Annotated in this window: 21 protein-coding genes; 11 read left to right on the top strand and 10 right to left on the bottom strand. The window is 67.3% G+C overall.

What is annotated here, in order from left to right; translation table 11 throughout:
• Positions 1 to 153: 153 nt before the first annotated feature.
• The 5 genes from thrS (at position 154) to J2W22_RS08895 (ending at position 4,463) form a co-directional block, all read left to right on the top strand.
• Positions 154 to 2,154, top strand: coding sequence for a threonine--tRNA ligase (gene thrS / locus J2W22_RS08915; RefSeq protein ID WP_307117864.1), 2,001 nt, complete (start codon positions 154 to 156; stop codon positions 2,152 to 2,154).
• Entirely contained in the window at positions 2,151 to 2,477 is a 327-nt protein-coding gene (locus J2W22_RS08910) for a YnfA family protein (protein ID WP_307117863.1), read from the top strand. Before thrS ends, J2W22_RS08910 begins: the two co-directional genes overlap by 4 nt.
• Positions 2,477 to 2,917 (top strand): acetyltransferase, encoded by a 441-nt coding sequence (locus tag J2W22_RS08905; protein ID WP_307117862.1) that lies wholly within the window; start codon positions 2,477 to 2,479, stop codon positions 2,915 to 2,917. The genes J2W22_RS08910 and J2W22_RS08905 overlap by 1 nt, the downstream gene beginning before the upstream one ends.
• Before the next feature lie 149 nt (positions 2,918 to 3,066).
• Complete coding sequence (infC, locus tag J2W22_RS08900) at positions 3,067 to 3,600, top strand: translation initiation factor IF-3 (RefSeq protein WP_116838799.1); 534 nt, start codon at positions 3,067 to 3,069, stop codon at positions 3,598 to 3,600.
• Positions 3,600 to 4,463, top strand: a complete 864-nt coding sequence (locus J2W22_RS08895; RefSeq protein WP_307117861.1) for a glycoside hydrolase family 16 protein — start codon at positions 3,600 to 3,602, stop codon at positions 4,461 to 4,463. Before infC ends, J2W22_RS08895 begins: the two co-directional genes overlap by 1 nt.
• Positions 4,464 to 4,668: 205 nt before the next feature.
• Here J2W22_RS08895 and J2W22_RS08890 read toward each other — a convergent pair whose 3' ends face one another.
• The 7 genes from J2W22_RS08890 to J2W22_RS08860 all read right to left on the bottom strand — a co-directional run bounded on the left by J2W22_RS08890 (position 4,669) and on the right by J2W22_RS08860 (position 11,405).
• Positions 4,669 to 5,073: a hypothetical protein gene (locus tag J2W22_RS08890; protein ID WP_307117860.1), complete on the bottom strand. Its 405-nt coding sequence runs from the start codon at positions 5,071 to 5,073 to the stop codon at positions 4,669 to 4,671.
• Positions 5,070 to 5,453 carry a VOC family protein gene (locus J2W22_RS08885; protein ID WP_307118013.1) on the bottom strand — a complete coding sequence of 128 codons (384 nt, stop codon included), beginning with the start codon at positions 5,451 to 5,453 and terminating at the stop codon, positions 5,070 to 5,072. Before J2W22_RS08885 ends, J2W22_RS08890 begins: the two co-directional genes overlap by 4 nt.
• A gap of 16 nt (positions 5,454 to 5,469) precedes the next feature.
• The gene (locus tag J2W22_RS08880) at positions 5,470 to 8,220 is read right to left on the bottom strand and encodes a [protein-PII] uridylyltransferase (protein ID WP_307117859.1); all 2,751 of its coding nucleotides are present in this window, start codon (positions 8,218 to 8,220) and stop codon (positions 5,470 to 5,472) included.
• 199 nt (positions 8,221 to 8,419) lie between these two features.
• Entirely contained in the window at positions 8,420 to 9,229 is an 810-nt protein-coding gene (locus J2W22_RS08875) for a ferredoxin--NADP reductase (protein WP_307118012.1), read from the bottom strand.
• 54 nt (positions 9,230 to 9,283) lie between these two features.
• Positions 9,284 to 9,682 (bottom strand): hypothetical protein, encoded by a 399-nt coding sequence (locus tag J2W22_RS08870; RefSeq protein WP_307117858.1) that lies wholly within the window; start codon positions 9,680 to 9,682, stop codon positions 9,284 to 9,286.
• An 80-nt stretch (positions 9,683 to 9,762) separates the two neighbouring features.
• The gene (locus tag J2W22_RS08865; RefSeq protein WP_307117857.1) at positions 9,763 to 10,197 is read right to left on the bottom strand and encodes a DUF1003 domain-containing protein; all 435 of its coding nucleotides are present in this window, start codon (positions 10,195 to 10,197) and stop codon (positions 9,763 to 9,765) included.
• Positions 10,198 to 10,436: 239 nt separating this feature from the next.
• Complete coding sequence (locus tag J2W22_RS08860) at positions 10,437 to 11,405, bottom strand: SDR family NAD(P)-dependent oxidoreductase (RefSeq protein ID WP_307117856.1); 969 nt, start codon at positions 11,403 to 11,405, stop codon at positions 10,437 to 10,439.
• Positions 11,406 to 11,545: 140 nt separating this feature from the next.
• Here J2W22_RS08860 and J2W22_RS08855 point away from each other — a divergent pair, with 140 nt between their 5' ends.
• The gene (locus J2W22_RS08855; protein WP_307117855.1) at positions 11,546 to 12,115 is read left to right on the top strand and encodes a TetR/AcrR family transcriptional regulator; all 570 of its coding nucleotides are present in this window, start codon (positions 11,546 to 11,548) and stop codon (positions 12,113 to 12,115) included.
• Positions 12,116 to 12,305: 190 nt separating this feature from the next.
• On the opposite strand, the gene grpE is transcribed toward J2W22_RS08855, so the two are convergent.
• The 3 genes from grpE to J2W22_RS08840 all read right to left on the bottom strand — a co-directional run bounded on the left by grpE (position 12,306) and on the right by J2W22_RS08840 (position 14,567).
• Positions 12,306 to 12,860 (bottom strand): nucleotide exchange factor GrpE, encoded by a 555-nt coding sequence (gene grpE / locus J2W22_RS08850; protein ID WP_307117854.1) that lies wholly within the window; start codon positions 12,858 to 12,860, stop codon positions 12,306 to 12,308.
• Between the two features lie 10 nt (positions 12,861 to 12,870).
• On the bottom strand, positions 12,871 to 13,914 hold the full coding sequence (hrcA, locus tag J2W22_RS08845) for a heat-inducible transcriptional repressor HrcA (protein ID WP_307117853.1): 1,044 nt from the start codon (positions 13,912 to 13,914) through the stop codon (positions 12,871 to 12,873).
• Positions 13,915 to 14,072: 158 nt separating this feature from the next.
• The gene (locus tag J2W22_RS08840) at positions 14,073 to 14,567 is read right to left on the bottom strand and encodes a DUF6438 domain-containing protein (protein ID WP_307117852.1); all 495 of its coding nucleotides are present in this window, start codon (positions 14,565 to 14,567) and stop codon (positions 14,073 to 14,075) included.
• Between the two features lie 123 nt (positions 14,568 to 14,690).
• Between J2W22_RS08840 and rph the strand changes: the two genes are divergently transcribed.
• The 5 genes from rph (at position 14,691) to J2W22_RS08815 (ending at position 18,172) form a co-directional block, all read left to right on the top strand.
• Positions 14,691 to 15,404 carry a ribonuclease PH gene (gene rph / locus J2W22_RS08835; RefSeq protein WP_307117851.1) on the top strand — a complete coding sequence of 238 codons (714 nt, stop codon included), beginning with the start codon at positions 14,691 to 14,693 and terminating at the stop codon, positions 15,402 to 15,404.
• Complete coding sequence (gene rdgB / locus J2W22_RS08830) at positions 15,401 to 16,033, top strand: RdgB/HAM1 family non-canonical purine NTP pyrophosphatase (protein ID WP_307117850.1); 633 nt, start codon at positions 15,401 to 15,403, stop codon at positions 16,031 to 16,033. Before rph ends, rdgB begins: the two co-directional genes overlap by 4 nt.
• A 102-nt stretch (positions 16,034 to 16,135) precedes the next feature.
• Positions 16,136 to 16,315, top strand: a complete 180-nt coding sequence (locus tag J2W22_RS08825) for a hypothetical protein (protein ID WP_307117849.1) — start codon at positions 16,136 to 16,138, stop codon at positions 16,313 to 16,315.
• Between the two features lie 70 nt (positions 16,316 to 16,385).
• Entirely contained in the window at positions 16,386 to 16,967 is a 582-nt protein-coding gene (locus J2W22_RS08820; RefSeq protein WP_184000787.1) for an ANTAR domain-containing response regulator, read from the top strand.
• Positions 16,964 to 18,172, top strand: coding sequence for a CmpA/NrtA family ABC transporter substrate-binding protein (locus J2W22_RS08815; RefSeq protein ID WP_307117848.1), 1,209 nt, complete (start codon positions 16,964 to 16,966; stop codon positions 18,170 to 18,172). Before J2W22_RS08820 ends, J2W22_RS08815 begins: the two co-directional genes overlap by 4 nt.
• Positions 18,173 to 18,197 lie beyond the last annotated feature (25 nt).

Genomic DNA, 18,197 nt, shown 5'->3' with positions numbered 1-18,197 from the left:
TAGCGATCGGGGCCGCGGGCCAAAGTGAAATGATAGGACGCGACTCCGTTCACTTTGCGCGCTTCCGACAAGCAATTTCGCGAGCGCTTGCTTATATCGCGCCCGCGAAGGCATAAGCCGCGCTCCGACCAACCCCTCACGAAAGTCAAACCCGTGTCCGAGATGTTCCGCATTACGCTGCCCGACGGTTCCGTCCGCGAGGTAGCCCCGGGGACTACCCCGGCGGACATCGCCGCGGCGATCGGTCCGGGTCTGGCTAAGGCGGCGCTCGCCGCGCGCGTCGATGGCGAGCTGCGCGACATCGGCCGCCCGTTCGAAGGGGACGCCCAGCTCGCGCTGGTCACGTCGAAGGACGAGAAGGACGCGCTCGAGCTCGCGCGCCACGACTTCGCGCATATCCTTGCCGAAGCCGTGCAGAACCTCTTCCCCGGCACACAGATCACCTTCGGGCCGGCGACCGACGACGGCTTCTACTACGACTTCGCGCCGAAGGACCGCCCCTTCACCGACGAGGACCTGCCGGCGATCGAGGCCGAGATGCGCAAGATTATCGGCAAGGACGAGCCGCTGATCCGCGAGGTCTGGTCGCGCCAGCAGCTGATCGATCGCTGGACCAAGCAGGGCGAGAGCTTCAAGGCCGAGTGGGCGCAGGAACTGCCCGAAGGCGAAGAGCTGACCGTGTACCGCGCCGGCAAGGGCGAGGACGCCTGGCTCGACATGTGCCGCGGCCCGCACCTCGCCTCCACCGGCAAGGTCGATCCCAACGCCTTCAAGCTGACGCGCGTCTCGGGCGCCTATTGGCGCGGCGACCAGAAGAACGCGATGCTCTCGCGCATCTACGGCACGGGCTGGCTCAACAAGAAGCAGCTCGACGAGCACATGATGCGCCTCGAGGAGGCCGCCAAGCGCGACCACCGCAAGCTCGGCCAGGAGATGGACCTGTTCCACCTCCAGCAGGAAGCGCATGGCAGCGTGTTCTGGCACCCGAACGGCTATGTCATCTACCGCGCGCTCGAGGATTACATGCGCCGCGCGGTGAATGGCGCGGGCAGCAAGGAAGTGAAGACGCCGCAGGTGATGGACGCGCGCCAGTGGGAGCAGTCCGGCCACTGGGGCAAGTACCGCGAGAACATGTTCGTCATCCCCGACGAGACGCCGAACATCGAGGACGAAGGTCCGATGGTGTCGGAAGACGTGCAGTGGATGGCGCTCAAGCCGATGAACTGCCCGGCGCACATCCTGATCTTCAAGCAGGGCATCAAGTCGTATCGCGACCTGCCGCTGCGCCTCGTCGAGAATGGCTGCTGCCACCGCAACGAGCCGCATGGCGCACTGCACGGGCTGATGCGCGTCCGCCAGTTCACCCAGGACGACGGCCACATCTTCTGCCGTGAGGACCAGATCGTCGACGAGGTGCAGGATTTCTGCCGCCTGGCCGACCGGGTCTACAAGGACTTCGGCTTCAACTATTCGATCAAGCTGGCGCTGCGCCCCGACAATCGCTTCGGCACCGAAGAGATGTGGGACCAGGCCGAGACCGAACTGCGCGACGCCGTGGTCCGTGCCGGCATGGCTACGGAAGAATATGGCTGGGAAGAGCTGCCCGGCGAAGGCGCCTTCTATGCGCCGAAGCTGGAGTGGCACCTGACCGACGCGATCGGCCGCACCTGGCAGGTCGGCACGATCCAGTCGGACCGCGTGCTGCCCGAGCGCCTCGATGCGTCGTACGTCGCCGAGGATGGCGAGCGTCACCGGCCGGTGATGCTCCACCGCGCGATCTTCGGTTCGTACGAGCGCTTCATCGGCATCCTGATCGAGCATTTTGCCGGCAAGCTGCCGACCTGGCTCGCACCGACCCAGGCTGTCGTCGCGACGATCGTCTCGGACGCCGATGACTATGCGGTACAGGTGACCAAGCGTCTCCAGGCCGCGGGCATCCGCGTCGAGACCGATCTTCGCAACGAGAAGATCAACTACAAGGTCCGCGAGCATTCGGTGGCCAAGGTCCCCAACCTGCTCGTCGTCGGCAAGCGCGAGGCCGAGGAAGGCACCGTGGCGCTGCGCGTGCTCGGCTCGCAGGGCCAGCAGATGCTCAGCCTCGATGAGGTCGTCGCCAAGCTGGTGGCCGAGGCGACTCCGCCCGACCTGGCGTGAACCCGGCGACGCTCGCGATCTACGCCGCCGCCGCGCTGGCGGAGATCGCGGGCTGCTTCGCCTTCTGGGCGGTGCTGCGGCTGGGCAAGAGCGGCTGGTGGCTCGTCCCCGGCGGCGTGTCGCTTGCCCTGTTCGCCTGGCTGCTCACGCTGAGCAGTGCCGATGCGGCCGGGCGGGCCTATGCCGCCTATGGCGGGATCTACATCCTCGCCTCGCTCGGCTGGCTGGTGCTGGTCGAGCGGGTGACGCCCACACGCTGGGACCTGGCCGGCGCCGCGCTGGCGGTGCTGGGCTGCATCGTCATCCTCTGGGGACGCCGCTGATGGCCCGCATCCGCCTGGGCACCGAAGCCGATGTGCCGCGGGCGCTGGCGATCTGGCGTGCCGCTGTCGATGCCACGCATGGCTTCCTCAGCCCGGAGCACCGCGCCGAGATCGACGCCATCGTCGCCGAGCAATTCCTGCCGCATGTCCCGCTCTGGCTGGTCGAGGACGAGGCCGGCACGGTGCAGGGCTTCCTGGCGCTCGACGGCGACATGATCGACGCGCTGTTCGTCGATCCCGCCGCCCATGGCCGCGGCTTCGGCAGTGCCCTGGTCGCCCATGCGCTCAGCCTGTCGCCCGATGCCCGGGTCGATGCCAATGCGCAGGCGGACAACGCCCTGCCCTTCTATCTGGCCCGCGGCTTCGAGGTGACCGGCCGCTCGGAAAGGGATCCCCAGGGCCGGCCTTATCCGATCATCCACTTGCGTTATCCGGGCTGAGTCCCGATATCTGCGGTGCGTCCGCGCCACACTGCGCGGAATTTCGGCGGAAATGCAGGCACCGGGCTACCGGAGTCCCGCTTCCTGCGTTATTGAGCCGCCCAAACGCCGAGTCTGCAACAACAGGAGCAAGTCGTATACGTCCGCCCATGAATCGCCGCTCGATGGTGGCACCGCCGATGAACGGTCCGCGGTTTAACGAATTCATTCAGTCGCCCAAGGTCCGTGTGATCGACCATGAGGGCGAGAATCTCGGCGTGATGTACACGCGCGAGGCGATCGAGCAGGCGCAGGAGCATGGGCTCGACCTGGTCGAAGTGTCCCCGAATGCGGACCCGCCCGTCGCCAAGTTCCTCGATGTCGGCAAGTTCAAGTACGAGGCGCAGAAGAAGGCCAACCTCGCCCGCAAGAGCCAGAAGACGCAGGAGATCAAGGAGATCAAGATGCGTCCGAACATCGACGATCATGACTATGATACGAAGATGAAGGCCGTTCACAAGTTCATCGGCGAAGGCGACAAGGTGAAGATCACCCTGCGCTTCCGTGGCCGCGAGCTTTCGCACGGCCAGCTCGGCATGAACCTGCTCAAGCGCGTCCAGGAGGACTGCGCCGAGGATGCCAAGGTCGAGAGCTATCCGCGCATGGAAGGCCGCCAGATGCTGATGGTGCTGGCGCCCAAGTGATGCACGAGGCGCGAGGGCTGCTGATCGCGGCCCTCGCCGCCCTTCCCCTGCCTGTGGCGGCGCAGGAAACCACTGCCGCCTCCTCCACCACCTCCGAGACCAGCGAGCCGATGGCGGTGCCCGCCGGCTACGCGAAGGTCTGGGGCGACGAGTTCGACCGGCCCGGTGCCCCGAACTCCAGAAAGTGGCGCTACGACACCAGCCGCAACAAGGCGGGCTGGTACAACAACGAACTCCAATATTACGCCGCCGACCGCCGCGAGAATGTCCGCGTCGAGAACGGCCATCTCGTCATCGAAGCACGCAAGGAGCGGCTGGCCGACCGTCCCGATTTCGGCGGGCAGGATTATGCCTCGGGCAAGCTCGTCAGCCCCGCCTCCTGGACCTATGGCTTTATCGAGGTCCGCGCCAAGCTTCCCTGCGGGCGCGGCATCTGGCCGGCGATCTGGATGCTCGGCACCGACGGCAAGGCCGGCTGGCCGGCACTCGGCGAGATCGACATCATGGAGCATGTCGGCTGGGACCAGGGCCGCGTCCATGGCACGATCCACACCAAGGCGTACAACCACGCCATCCACACCCAGCGCGGCGCCAACACGCTGGTGGCGGACGCCTGCACCGCCTTCCACACCTACCAGCTCGACTGGAACGGCGACCGCATCCTGATCGGCATGGACGGCCGCGCCTTCATGCGCTTCGACAACGATCATAAGGGCGACCCCGCCACCTGGCCGTTCGACAAGCCGCAATATCTGATCCTCAACGTCGCCGTGGGCGGCTGGGGCGGACAGAATGGCATCGACGACGCGGCGTTCCCGGCGCGGATGGACGTCGACTATGTACGGGTGTGGCAGAAGCGCTGAGCGGCTTCCTACAACGCGACTCGGCCGCGACGCCGGAAGTTCACTAAAGTCACACCAATGGAGCGTTTCGCGGCGCGCCATATGCGGCGTTCCGCAACATTCTTACGCGAGCGCGATCCTATTTCTCCAACAGGGTCAAAGAGCAGCCGGCACCAGGGCCGGCCGCGCAAGCCAAGCAGGCGAAATCCTACATTGCAAGCCAGCATCACGATCCGGCCAGCGGCAGGCTCAGCTTGCGGCGCTTCGCTGGGTCGGCCTCGGGTCCCGCCTCGATATAGGAGCCCTTACGGACCAGTGGGCTCTTCAGCGCCGGAACGATCGCCTTCAGAATCGCCTCCGAATCCGGGCCGTAAATGTAGAGGGTGAAGAACCCGCCGCCGACTTCATTGCCGTCCAACTCGCCTTTATCGCCAAGGGCGGCCTCTACCGCGTCCTCGACATCGAATAGCTGGCCGGCCTCGCCGCTGGCGCCCATGTCGCCGTCCGAAAGCTTGAGATGTACCAGCACGATCTGCTCGCCCGGCGCCGCGACCGCGGCTGATTGCGGTGCGCACGCCACCTCCGAGCCGAGCGCGAGGCCGAGCAGGGCAATCCTCCGGAACAGGCTCATGCCACCGGCGGCTCCCACAGTTCGATCGGATTGCCCTCAGGATCGTGGATGCGGGCGAAGCGGCCGGTTTCCGGCGTGTCCCATTCGTCCTTCGTCACGATCTCGATGCCGCGCGCATTGAGCTGCTCGAGCAGGCTGTCGAGGTCGCGCACCCGGAAATTGAGCATGCAGCTCTTGTCCGGCGCAAAATAGTCGGTGGTCGCCTTGAAGGGCTCGAACACGATCGGGCCCGGCTCGGGGTGCCAGAACCAGGGGCTGGTCTGGCCGCTCTCGTCCGCGCCGAAGCCGCCGCCGACGCCGAGCACCTCGCCATACCATGCCTTGAGCCCCTCGGGGTCCTGCGCCCGGAAGAAATAGCCTCCAAATCCCACAACCGGCATCATCGATCCCCTTTCGTCAGGCGGCTTCGGCCACCGTCCCGTCACCCGTCGCAGCTTCGAGCAAGCGGCGTTCGATCGTCTTCAATCGCGACCCCGCCTCGATCTTATCGCCGATCAGATCGGTCAGGTAGAAGGTATCGACCGCCCGCTCGCCATAGGTGGCGACATGCGCGGAGTGGATCGTCACCTTCGACTGGAACAGCGCATAGGCGAGATGGAACAGCAGCGCCGGACGATCGCGCGCGTTGATCTCGACCACGGTGAAGCGGTTCGAGGCATTGTTGTCGATCAGCACGTTCGGCTCGATCGCGAAAGCCTCGGCGCGCGGACGGACCAGCGGCTTGGCCTTGAGACGGTCCTGCAGCTTCGCCCGGTTGGCCAGCGCATCGGCGATCGTCGTCTTGATCCGGTTGAGCCTTGCTTCCTCGTCAAAAGGCCGCCCCAGGGGATCCTGGATAAGGAAATTATCGAGCGCCATGCCGTCGCGGGTGGTGTGGATGCGCGCGTCGATGATGTTGCCGCCCGCGACATGGATCGCGCCGGCGATGCGGTAGAACAGGCCGGGATGGTCGGCGGCATAGACCGTCACCAGCGTCGCGCCGCGCTCGGGATAGACCTGCGCCTCCACCGAGAGCTGGGCATCGCCCGCCGCGTCGATCTGCTTCGCGTTGCGCTCGAGCACATCGGCCGGCTCGGCGATCCAGTAGCTCTCGGTCATCCGCTTCTTGAACGCGGCCATGCGGGCCTCGTCCCAGCGCAGCATATCGGCCAGTTCCTGCTGCTTGGCGGCGATCCGCTCGGTCCGCCCGCGCTGCTTGTGGCCGAGGCGGAGCACCTCCTCGGTGCCGTCATAGAGGTCGGCGAGCAGCTGGCGCTTCCAGCCGTTCCACACGCCCGGCCCCACCGCGCGGATGTCGACGATGGTCAGCAGCAGCAGCATGCGCAGCCGCTCGGGGCTCTGCACCTGGCCGGCGAAGTCGAGGATCGTCTTGAAGTCCGACAGGTCGCGCTTGAAGGCGGTGGCGGACATGATCAGGTGCCAGCGCACCAGCCAGGCCACCGCCTCGGTCTCGGCCGGGCTCATGCCGAGGCGCGGGCAGAGTCGCTCGGCGACTTCGGCGCCCAGGATCGAGTGATCGCCGCCGCGGCCCTTGGCGATGTCGTGGAGCAGCACCGCGACATAGAGCGCGCGGCGCTGGGCGATCTGCTTGAAGATGCTGGTGCCGAGCGGATGATCGTCGCGCAGCTCGCCCTTCTCGATCTGGCTCAGCAGGCCGATCGCCCGGATCGAATGCTCGTCGACCGTGTAATGATGATACATGTCGAACTGCATCTGCGCGACGACGCGGCCGAAGTCCGGCACGAAGCGGCCGAACACGCCGGCCTCGTTCATCCAGCGCAGCACCGTCTCGGGATCGCGCGGGGACGTCAGCACGTCGAGGAACAGCGCGTTGGCGCGCGGATCATCGCGAACATCGTCCACTAGCTTGGCGTCGCGGGCGGCGACGCGCATCGCCAGCGGATGGACTTCCAGCTTGTGCAGGTCGGCGAGCTGGAACAGCTCGATCAGGCGGACCGGATCCTCGCGGAAATAATCGTCGCGGGGGATCGCCAGCCGGCCGCGATCGAGGGTGAAGCCCTTGAGTTTCCTCGGCCTTCTCCACAGCTGCGGGAAGCCGAAGCGCGAACCGCGGGCGGCGAACTTCTCGTCGAGATGGGCGAGGAACACGCCGGTCAGGTCGCCCACGCCCTTCGCCTGGAGGAAGTAGAAGCGCATGAAGCGCTCGACCTTCGACATGCCGGGGCGGTCGGCATAGCGCATCCGCTCGGCGATCTCGCGCTGGACGTCGAAGGTCAGCCGGTCCTCGGCGCGGCCGGTGATCAGATGGAGGTGGCAGCGCACCGCCCAGAGGAAATTCTCGGCGCGGCGGAACTGGCGATATTCGAGCTTGGTCAGCAGCCCCTTCTCGACCAGCTCGGCGGTCTCGCGGACGTTATAGGCGTATTTGCCGATCCAGAAGAGCGTGTGCAGATCGCGCAACCCGCCCTTGCCCTCCTTGATATTGGGCTCGACGACATAACGGCTGTCGCCCATCCGCTTGTGCCGCGCCTCGCGCTCGGCGAGCTTGTCGGCGATGAAGGCGCGGGCGGTATCGGCCTGGACCTCGTTCTTGAAGCGCGCGGCGGCCTCGTCATAGAGGCTGGTGTCGCCCCAGACATAGCGCGCCTCGAGCAGCGCGGTACGCACGGTGACATCTGCCTTGGACTGGCGCACCATCTCGTCGAGCGAGCGCGACGAATGGCCGACCTTCAGCTGCATGTCCCACAGCGAATAGAGCATCGACTCGATCACCTGCTCGCACCAGCCGGTGACCTTCCACGGGGTGATGAAGCCGATATCGATATCGGAATGCGGCGCCATCTCGCCGCGGCCATATCCGCCGACCGCGATCAGCACCATGCGCTCGGCGGCGCTGGGATTGGGGTTGGGATGGAGACGCTCGACGGTGAAGTCCCAGAGCAGGCGGAGCAGCTGGTCGATCAGGAAGGCGCCCGAGGCGGCGATCTCGTGCCCGCGAGAGGGATGCTCGGCGAGGCGGCGGGCGATCTCGGCCCGGCCGGCGTCGAGCGCGGCGCGGAGCTCCTTCGTGCCGGCCGCGCGCAGCTTGGCGCCATCCTTGGCGTGCAGTGCATGCAGCCGCTCGGCAACGCCGCGCCGGTCGGTCAGCGCGCGGCGGTTCGGGACATTGTCGAAGCGGCTGGACATGTGGGGGAGATAGGGCGCGGAGGCGTATACGTCACGTGCTCAATTCCTCCCCGAGCTCGTCTCGGGGAGGGGGACCGCCGGCCGCAGGCCGGTGGTGGAGGGGCAGATACGAGAAGACCGTCGCTATCGCGACGGCCCCACCACCACTCGCTTCGCGAGCGGTCCCCCTCCCCCAGCAAGCTGGGGGAGGCATCAATTGTCAGCCGACGAAGGCGCGTTCCAGGACGAAGCTGCCGGGGTTGGCGTTCGAGCCTTCCGAGAAGCCATGCCCTTCGAGCATCTGCGCGAAGTCCTTGATCATCGCGTTCGAGCCGCAGAGCATGACGCGGTCGGTTTCCGGGTTGAACTCGGGATGGCCCTGGACCGGCGCCTTGAACAGCCAGCCATTCTCGATCAGCTGGCCGATGCGCCCCGAGGTGCGGAACGGCTCGCGCGTCACGGTGGGGATATAGTGGAACTGGAGCAGCGCCTGATCCGCCACCAGCGGATCGTTGGCGAGCTGCGCGGTCAGCTCGTCATGATAGGCGAGGTCGCTCACCCGGCGGGTCGAGTGGACGATCACCACCTGCTCGAACCGGTCATAGGTATCCGGATCGCGGGCGATGCTGAGGAAGGGCGCCAAGCCGGTGCCGGTCGACAACATGAAGAGGCGCTTGCCGGGCAGCAGCGCGTCGGCGACCAGCGTGCCGGTGGGCTTCTTGCCGAGGTAGACCTGGTCGCCCGGCTGGATCAGCTGGAGGCGCGAGGTGAGCGGGCCGTTCTCGACCTTGATCGACAGGAACTCGATTTCGTCCGACCAGGTCGGGCTGGCGATCGAATAGGCGCGCATCAGCGGCTTGCCTTCGCCTTCCAGGCCGATCATCACGAACTCGCCGGCGCGAAAGCGGAAGCTGGCCGGCCGCTCGATCGCGAAGCTGAACAGATGCTCGTTCCAATGCTTCACCCAGCGTACCGCGCCCGTCTGGAAGGCGGGGTGCTCGGGCAGGATGATGGGCGGGCGGGCATGCATATTCACGAGGTCGGCTCTTTCCAATTCCACGGTGCGCTGCAACGTACTTTTCCTTCAACGCGCGAAAGCAACGGCGATACGCGCCACCGCCACGGAAAGCGGAAGGCGCGCTTCGGGTTTCACGATCTGCTCGATGACCGCGTCGACGCGCGGCTGCGCGCCCGCGCGTGCTAGCGCATGCAGCGAAAGGAGCAAGGCCTCGTCATCGCCTATTTCCGCCGCGAAGGGCGGTTTGAAGCAAAGTTGGGACAGCGCCTCGCGCTCGATCAGCAGCATCGCCATGTTGAGATCGGGGAGCAACTCGACGAGCCCGCGCCCGCGCAGGGCAGGCGCGAGCACGCTGCACGGGCAGCGCCCGGCGCGCATCGTCGCCACCCATTGCCGCATCGAGGTGAGCAGCAGCTGGTCCGTATAGGAGAGCTGGCCGGCGAAGCGATCGAGGAACTGGTACAATGGCGATCCCCTGCCCGCGGGGTATCCACGGGCCGGGATCGCCATAGAGTTATTTGCGAATGATTAGCAATAGCGTAGTTTCAATCGACCCGCGAAAGCCGCGCGATCTCGGCGGTGAGCAGGTCGATCTTGTGGTGCAGGCTGTCGATCTGCGCCTCGGCGCGCAGATTGGTCTCGTAGTCGAGCCGCGCCTCGAACCGGTCCTTCGCCGCCTGGCGGTTCTGGCTCATCATGATGATCGGTGCCTGCAGCGCGGCGAGCATCGACAGCATCAGGTTGAGAAAGATGAAGGGGAAGGGATCGAAGGCATGCGCGGCAAGGACGACCGTGTTCAGCAGCGCCCAGGCGCCGAGGAACAGGCCGAAGCCGATGATGAAACCCCAGGAGCCGCCGACCGCGGCGACCCGGTCGGCGAGCTTCTCGCCAAAGGTCAGCCGCTCGTCGAACAGCGCGTTGGGATCGCGACCCACGCTGAAGAAGCGAAGATCCGCGAGGAAACGGATGGCTGCGTTCATAATACACCTCACTGCCGACCGGCCGCCCGGGGCGGCTGCGCAGGAGGTGAGCGGATCAGCTCAGCGCGGCGGCCCTGGACGGCACGGTCGATCGACTATGGTCGTTGCTGGACATGACCCCATTCTCGGAGCTGGCGGTTGTGGCTGCACGGTTGTGCATCCGAGGGCGAGATGGTCCCCTCGCCCCCGGATTACAAATGAAAAAGCCGTCATGTTCGCAATAACGGCCCCGGCGAGGCTCAGAAGCGCTCGCCGACCATCTCCTCGCTCTTCGCCCAGAGCGCCTTGGCGTTCTCCGGATCGAGCGCATAGGAGCGCACGCCCTCGCTCACCGGATTGATCAGCCCGTCGGTCACCTGCGAGACGTGGCAGTTCTCGCAATAGCGCGCGGCGACGTCCTCAGCAGGGGCGACGAAGCCGGCCCAGACGCTGGTGGCGGCGCCCTGGGGGATGGTCTTCCACTGGAAGGGCGGCTGGCCCTGCTCGGCGAGCTCGGCATTGATCCGCGCGATCACCTGCTCGAGCGTCTCCTCGCCGATATGGCGGCCGAGCTCGGTCTGGATGCCGCCGGGGTGGAGCGCGGTGGCGCGGACGCCGCGGTCCTTGTGGCGGCGATCGAACTCGACGGCGAACAGGATGTTCGCGGTCTTGGAGCGGCCATAGGCGACCATCGGCTCATAGGCGGTGTGCTCGAAATTCGGATCCTCGAGATCGACGTTCGAATAGCGGTGGCCTGAGGAAGCGAGGTTCACCAGCCGGCCGCCGTCCTTGATCAGCGACGCGATGCGATTGACGAAGACGAAATGGCCGAGATGGTTGGTGCCGAACTGGGTCTCGAAGCCGTCGGCGGTATGGCCGAGCGGGGTGGCCATCACGCCGGCATTGGCGATCACCACGTCGAATTGGCGGCCATCCGCGACGAGCCTGTCCGAGGCGGCGCGCACGCTTGCGAGCGAGGCGAGGTCGAGCTCGATCAGTTCGAGGCTGCCGCCGTTCGCTGCCTGATCGCGGACGATTTGGGTCGCGCGCTCGGCCTTGGCGAGGTCGCGCGCGGCACCGACCACCTGCGCGCCATGCGCCGCCAGCACCCGCGCGGTCTCGACGCCGAGACCGGCGGACACGCCGGTGACGAGCACGCGCTTGCCGCTCAGATCGACGCCGGCGAGCACTTCGTCGGTGGTGGAAGCTGCATTGAAAACCTGGGTCATTGCCTGTCTCCGTCACGCGGACGCACGGCTCCACCGGCCGCGAGCCCCTTGCCCGGCGGCCTTGGAAACACTAAGTGGAGGGCGTCTCCGGAAATAAATACGGAGGCGTCCTCCGTTTTTCAAGGGACCCTTGCACGCGCGTGGCCGAAACCGTCGATTCCCCTTCCCGCAAGCCGCGCGCCGATGCCGAGCGCAACCGGCTGCGGCTGCTCGACACGGCCAAGGCGGTGTTCGGCGAGAAGGGCCCGAGCGCGAGCCTGGAGGAGATCGCGCGCGAGGCCGGGGTGGGCATCGGCACGCTCTATCGCCACTATCCGACGCGCGACGCACTGATCGAAGCGGTCTATCGCAACGAGACCGGGCAACTTGCCGCCGCGGCGACGCGCCTCAGCGAGGCGCATCCGCCGGTCGAGGCGCTGCGCCAATGGCTGCTGCTGTTCATCGACTATCTCGGCACCAAATATGGCATGGCGGCGGTGTTCGGATCGGTCACCGGCGGCACCGCGGCGCTCTATGCCGCCTGCAACAGCGGCACGCCCGAGGCGATCGCGCTGCTCACCGGCCGTGCGGTGGCGAGCGGCGAGGTCCGGCTCGACATGGACCCGATCGACCTGCTGCGCGCAATCGCCGGCGTCGCCAGCGCGGGGCCGGGCTGGCAGGATACCGCGCGGCGGCTGGTGGATATCCTGATCGCGGGGATGCGGGTTTAGACCTTCGTCGCGAACAGGCTTTTCCCCGGCGAAGGCCGGAGCCCAGACTTGAAAGTCACGCGCCTTGGCGCGTCTTCGCCGCGCACTGCCTAGTCTGGGCCCCGGCCTTCGCCGGGGAAAGAAGAAGGGAAAGGTGCAAGAAAAAGCCGGGGAATTACCCCGGCCTCTTCGTTCAGCGAACGCGCGAACCTCAGTCCGGCTTCTTCGCCACGCCGACCAGCGCCGGGCGCAGCAGGCGGTCGCGGATCATGTAGCCGGCCTGGATCTCGGCGACGATCGTGCCGGGCTCGGCATCGGCGCTCGGCATCTCCATCATCGCCTGGTGGCGGTTGGGATCGAGCGCCTCGCCCAGCGCGACGATCTTCGAGATGCCGTGGCGGGCAAATACCGAGTCTAGCTCGCGGCCGGTCGCCTCGAGGCCGGTGACCAGGCCCTTGAACTTCTCGTCGTCCTTGAGCTCGGCCGGGATCGCGGCGAGCGCGCGGCTGAGATTGTCCGCCACCGACAGCACGTCGCGCGCGAACGCGGTCGCGGCATAGGTCTTGGCGTCCTGCGCTTCCTTCTCGGCGCGGCGGCGGACATTCTGCGTCTCCGCCTGGGCATAGAGCACCGCGGACTTGAGCTCGGCGATCTGCGCCTCCAGCTCGGCCGCGCGGTCATGCTCCGCCACTTCGGGCGCGCCCTCCGCGGTTTCCGCACGCAGCGTCGTGTCTTCCGAGTCCGTCACCTTCGATTCTTCCGTCATATTTCCCTGTTCAGGCCAGTAGTCGGGCCAAAGTGGCCGCCGTGAAATCCACCATGGGGACGACGCGCGCATAGTTCAACCGAGTCGGGCCGATCACGCCCACCACGCCGACCACGCGCCCGTCGAGCGACCGCACCGGCTTGGCGATCACCGACGACCCCGACAACGCGAATAGCTTGTTTTCCGATCCAATGAAGATGCGCGTCGCCTCGCCCTCGCGCGCCGAATCGAGCAGGCGGGCGATCTCCTCCTGCCCTTCGAGCTGGTCGAGCAGCTGGCTGACCTTGTCGAGATCCTCGGCCGCGGCAGTGTCGATCAGCCGGGCCTGGCCGCGCACGATCAGCACCGGGCGGCGGCCGCCATCCTCACTCCATACCGCGAGGCCGCGCTCGACGAGTGCCGCGGCCGCGCTGTCGAGCGCCGCGCGCTGCGCGCCCAGCTCGCGCTCCGCCCGGGCAAAGGCCTGGCTGAGCGTCAGCCCGCCAAAGGTGGCGGAGAGATAGTTGGCGGCGCGCTGGAGGGCGGTGGGGTCCATGCCGCCGGGCACTTCGACCACGCGATTCTCGACCGAGCCGTCCTCGCCGACCAGCACGGCGAGCGCACGGTCATGGCTCAAGGGCACGAAGCCGAACTGGCGCAGCACCGGCTCGACCTTGGGCACCAGCACCAGCCCGGCACAGGCCGAGAGGCCCGACAGCGCGGCGGTGGTGTTGGCCAGCGCCTCCTCGACCGGACCGCGCTCGGCGGCGTTGCGCTCGATCGCGGCGCGCTCCTCGGCCGAGGGCTCGTTGGCCTGCATCATGCCGTCGACGAACAGGCGCAGCCCGGTCTCGGTCGGCATGCGGCCGGCGCTGGTGTGGGGCGCTGCGAGCAGGCCGAGCTCCTCGAGGTCCTGCATCACGTTGCGGATCGAGGCGGGCGAGAGATTGAGCCCGGAAATCTGCGCGATCGTCCGCGAGCCGACCGGCGTGCCGGTGTCGAGATACGACTCGACCACCATGCGGAAGACGTCGCGGGCGCGGTCGGTCAGTTCGCGGATCGGCGGGGTGGTCATGTCGCTCTATGTAGCGCGCGCATCTCGCCCGCCAACCTCTGCCGTCACCCCGGCCTTGTGCCGGGGTCCACCGGGAGGCCAGTCATGGACAGGAGGCGAGAGCGCAGAATGCGCGGCTTGGTGGACCCCGGCACAAGGCCGGGGTGACGAAATTGGCCTCAGGGCCGCTCGCCGATCAGGTCGTGGATCGGCAGGCCCTCGATCGCGTCGCCGAGCGCCTGGCCGAGCGGGCGGTTCTTCTCCGAGCGGCAGCCATAATAGAAGTACAGCCCCTGGCTGTCGCCGATCGCGCGGGTCCAGGTGACGTCGACGCTCGAGGCGTCGGTGACCGCCGGCTCGCAATTCTTCTGCCCCGGCGCATAGCGGACCTGGCCGCTCGCGGGACGATAGGGCGCGAGCTTCGCGGCGAAGGCATCATACTGCGCGGGGGTGAGCCTGAACGCCCGCTCGCCAGTCACCGCGGTGAAGCGCTTGCCCTCGAACATGCCGGTGCCGTCGGGGCGCACGGTGACAGAATAGACCGGGCAGCGGCCGTAGCAGGGACCAGTCTCGTAGCGGATCGAATCGCTCTCGATCGCCACCGGCTTGCCGGGTCCGGCCGGCTCGCCGCTCGGCCGCACACAGCCCGCCAGCGCCAACAGACCTAAACCCATGATTGCAAGCCTACGCATACCCTGTTCTCCCTGCGGCCCTCTACGCGGATCGCCCGCCGACACTGGCGCGTTCCGACCGTTACGTCTACGTGGCGCACGAAACCTTGCAGGAGACTGAAGCAGATGCGCCCTTCCGGCCGCGCCCCCGACGAGATGCGTGCGATCACGATCGAGCCCCATTTCACCCGCTATGCCGAGGGTTCGGTGCTGATCAGCTTCGGGGACACCCGCGTGCTCGTCACCGCCAGCGTCGAGGAGCGGCTGCCGCCCTGGCTGAAGGGCAAGGGCGAAGGCTGGGTGACCGCCGAATACGGCATGCTCCCGCGCGCCACCCACACCCGCGGCCAGCGCGAGGCGGCCAAGGGCAAGCAGTCGGGCCGCACCCAGGAGATCCAGCGCCTGATCGGCCGCTCGCTGCGCGCCGTCACCGACCTCAAGAAGCTCGGCGAGCGCCAGATCACGCTCGATTGCGACGTGATCCAGGCCGATGGCGGCACCCGCACCGCGGCGATCTCGGGCGCGTTCGTCGCGCTGCGCATCGCGGTGAACAAGCTGATGGCCCAGGGCCTGATCAAGGAAGACCCGATCACCGCGCAGGTCGCCGCGGTCTCCTGCGGCATCCATCAGGGCACGCCGGTGCTCGACCTCGACTATATCGAGGACAGCGCCGCCGATGCCGACGCCAATTTCGTGCTGCTGTCTAACGGCAACATCGCCGAGGCGCAGGCGACCGCCGAGGGCGCGACCTATGACGAGGAAGGGCTGCTTCGCCTGCTCCGCCTCGCCCGCATCGGCTGCAACCAGATCTTCGAAGCACAGTTGAAGGCAATCGGATGAGCGGCGAAGGCGACACTCCTCAGGCGATCCGCAAGCTGCAGCCCGGCAAGCTGGTTATCGCCAGCCACAACCAGGGCAAGGTGCGCGAGATCCGCGAGCTGCTCGGTCCTTATGGGATCGAGCCGGTCTCGGCAGGCGAGCTCGACCTGCCCGAGCCCGAGGAGACGGGGACGACCTTCGTCGCCAATGCCGAGCTGAAGGCGCTGCAGGCGGCCGACCTGTCCGGCCTGCCCGCGCTGGCCGACGATTCCGGCCTGTGCGTCGAAGCGCTGAACAACGATCCGGGCATCTTCTCGGCACGCTGGGCGGGCCCCAGCAAGGACTTCGGGCTCGCAATGCAGCTGGTCGAGGACAATCTCGCCAAGCTGCCGCCCGAAGCCAGCCGCGACGCGCATTTCGTCTGCGCGCTCGCGCTCGCCTGGCCCGACGGGCATGTCGAATGGTTCGAGGGGCGCGTGGACGGGACGCTGGTCTGGCCGCCGCGCGGCGATCAGGGCTTCGGCTATGACCCGATGTTCCTGCCCAACGGCCATCAGGAGACGTTCGGCGAGATGGCGCCGGGCGCCAAGCACGCGATGAGCCACCGGGCGGATGCCTTCCGCCAGCTGGTTGCGGCGGTGCTCGACTGAGAAACGTGATTCGCGGCGCGTTAAGGATTTATTTCCCGCAACTTCCCATCGAAACTTAAGTTATGACCCCTCGCTTACCAGAACTTCAGCGAGGGGTCGCAGATGGGTTCATTCCGCCAATGGGCGACGATGATACGACACGTCCACAAGACGCATACCGAAACCGGGATCGAGGAAGATAATATGGGGGAAGAGCTTCTCGCGCTGGATGCGCCGAAGGCCCCGCGCGAACGCGCCGAGCATGACAAGCCTGCGAGCGGCTGCGAAACCTGCCCGCTGTGACGCACCGCCGCGACGTTGACCTGTGAAGCGACCGGCCTAGCCTCGCGCGCGTAGGCTTGGGGACCTGACGTTGCGTATTGCCATCATCGACGACAGCGGGCTGCGCGCCACGATCCTCGAGGAGGGTCTGCGCGATGCCGGCTTCGAGGAGATCGAAGTCGTGCCCCCGCACGGCGCCTTTGTGGCGCGGCTCGAGCGGATGGCGCCCGATGTCGTGCTGATGAACCTCGGCAACGCCAATCGCGATTCGCTGGAAGAGATGCTCGCGGTGAGCCGCGCGCTGGCGCGGCCGATCGCGATGTTCGTCGACCAGTCCGACGACGGCATGATCGGCGCGGCGATCGACGCCGGCGTCTCCGCCTATGTCGTCGACGGGCTGCGCAAGGACCGGGTGAAGCCGGTGCTCGAGTTGGCGATCCGACGGTTCAATGCCTTCTCCCGGCTGCAGACCGAGCTGGACGCCGCGCGCACCGAACTGGCCGAGCGCAAGACACTCGACCGCGCCAAGGCGATCCTGATGCAGAGCCGCGGCCTCAGCGAGCCCGAGGCCTATGCGCTGCTGCGCACCACCGCGATGAAGCAGGGACGGCGGATCGTCGAGGTCGCCGAAGCCCTGATCACAGCCGCCGACCTGTTTGGAGACGGGCGATGACGCCGCTTTCGATCGCCTTCCTGCCGCTGACCGACAGCGCCCCGCTGATCGTCGCGCGCGAACGCGGCTTTGCCGAAGCCGAGGGGATCGCGCTGACGCTGGTGCGCGACACCAGCTGGGCGACGGTGCGCGACCGGCTGGTCTATGGCCAGGTGCAATGCGCACACATGCTCGCCCCGCTCGCCGTGGCGGTGACCCTGGGGCTGAGCCAGGCGCCCTGCGCGATCGCCGCTCCGTTCAAGCTCAACGACAATGGCAATGCCCTGACCCTCTCCGCCGAGCTGGCCGCCGCGCTCGATCCCGATCCGCGCAACCGGGTCGAGGATCCGATCGCCACCGCGCACGACTTCGCCGCGGCGATCGGGCTGCACCGCCGCAAGCCGGTGATCGGCATCGTCCACCGCTATTCGAGCCATGCGCTGATGCTGCGCTACTGGCTGGCCTATGCCGGCGTGAACCCCGACCGCGACGTCACCCTGCGCGTGCTGCCCCCCTCGCTGATGGTCCAGGCGCTGCGCCTCGGCGAGATCGACGGCTTCATCGCCGGCGAGCCGTGGAGCAGCGTGGCGGTGGCCGAGGGGATCGGCGAGATCGCCGCCGCCGGCGTCAACATCTGGCAGCGCGGCGTGGAGAAGGTGCTCGCCACCCGCGCCGACTGGGCCGAGGCCAATGGCGAGACGCTCGGCCGCCTGCTCCGCGCGCTCGACCGTGCCGCCGCCTGGTGCGACGATCCGGCCAACCGCCAGGAGCTGGCGACCCTGCTCTCCCGGCCCGACCATGTCGGCCAGCCTGCCGACCTGATCGTCCAGGCACTCGCCGGGCGGATGCCGCTGATGCAGGGCGGCGACGTGGTCGACCTGCCCAACTTTACCGTTTTCCACCGCGGTGCAGCGAACTTCCCGTGGCGTAGCCAGGCGCTGTGGATCTATTCGCAGTTCGTCCGCTGGAACATGGTCGAGCCCAGCGCCGAGGCGGAGCGTGCCGCGGCGGGCGTGTTCCGCTCCGATCTCTACCGCAGCGCATTGGCCGGGCGCGGCGTCGCCATGCCGGGGGCGAGCATGAAGGTGGAGGGCGCGCTTACCAGCCCCCTCGCCGCCGCCTCGCATGAGGGCAGCCTGACCCTGGCGCCCGACCGGTTCTTCGACGGCCGCGCCTTCGATCCGCAGGACCTCGAGGCCTATTTGCGCGGACTGAAACAAAGCTGAAATTTTTGCACTTGCGAAGAAACCG

The organism is Sphingomonas kyeonggiensis (assembly GCF_030812785.1).
Classification (GTDB): domain Bacteria; phylum Pseudomonadota; class Alphaproteobacteria; order Sphingomonadales; family Sphingomonadaceae; genus Sphingomonas; species Sphingomonas kyeonggiensis_B.
This window is presented reverse-complemented; position numbering and strand designations above follow the sequence as displayed.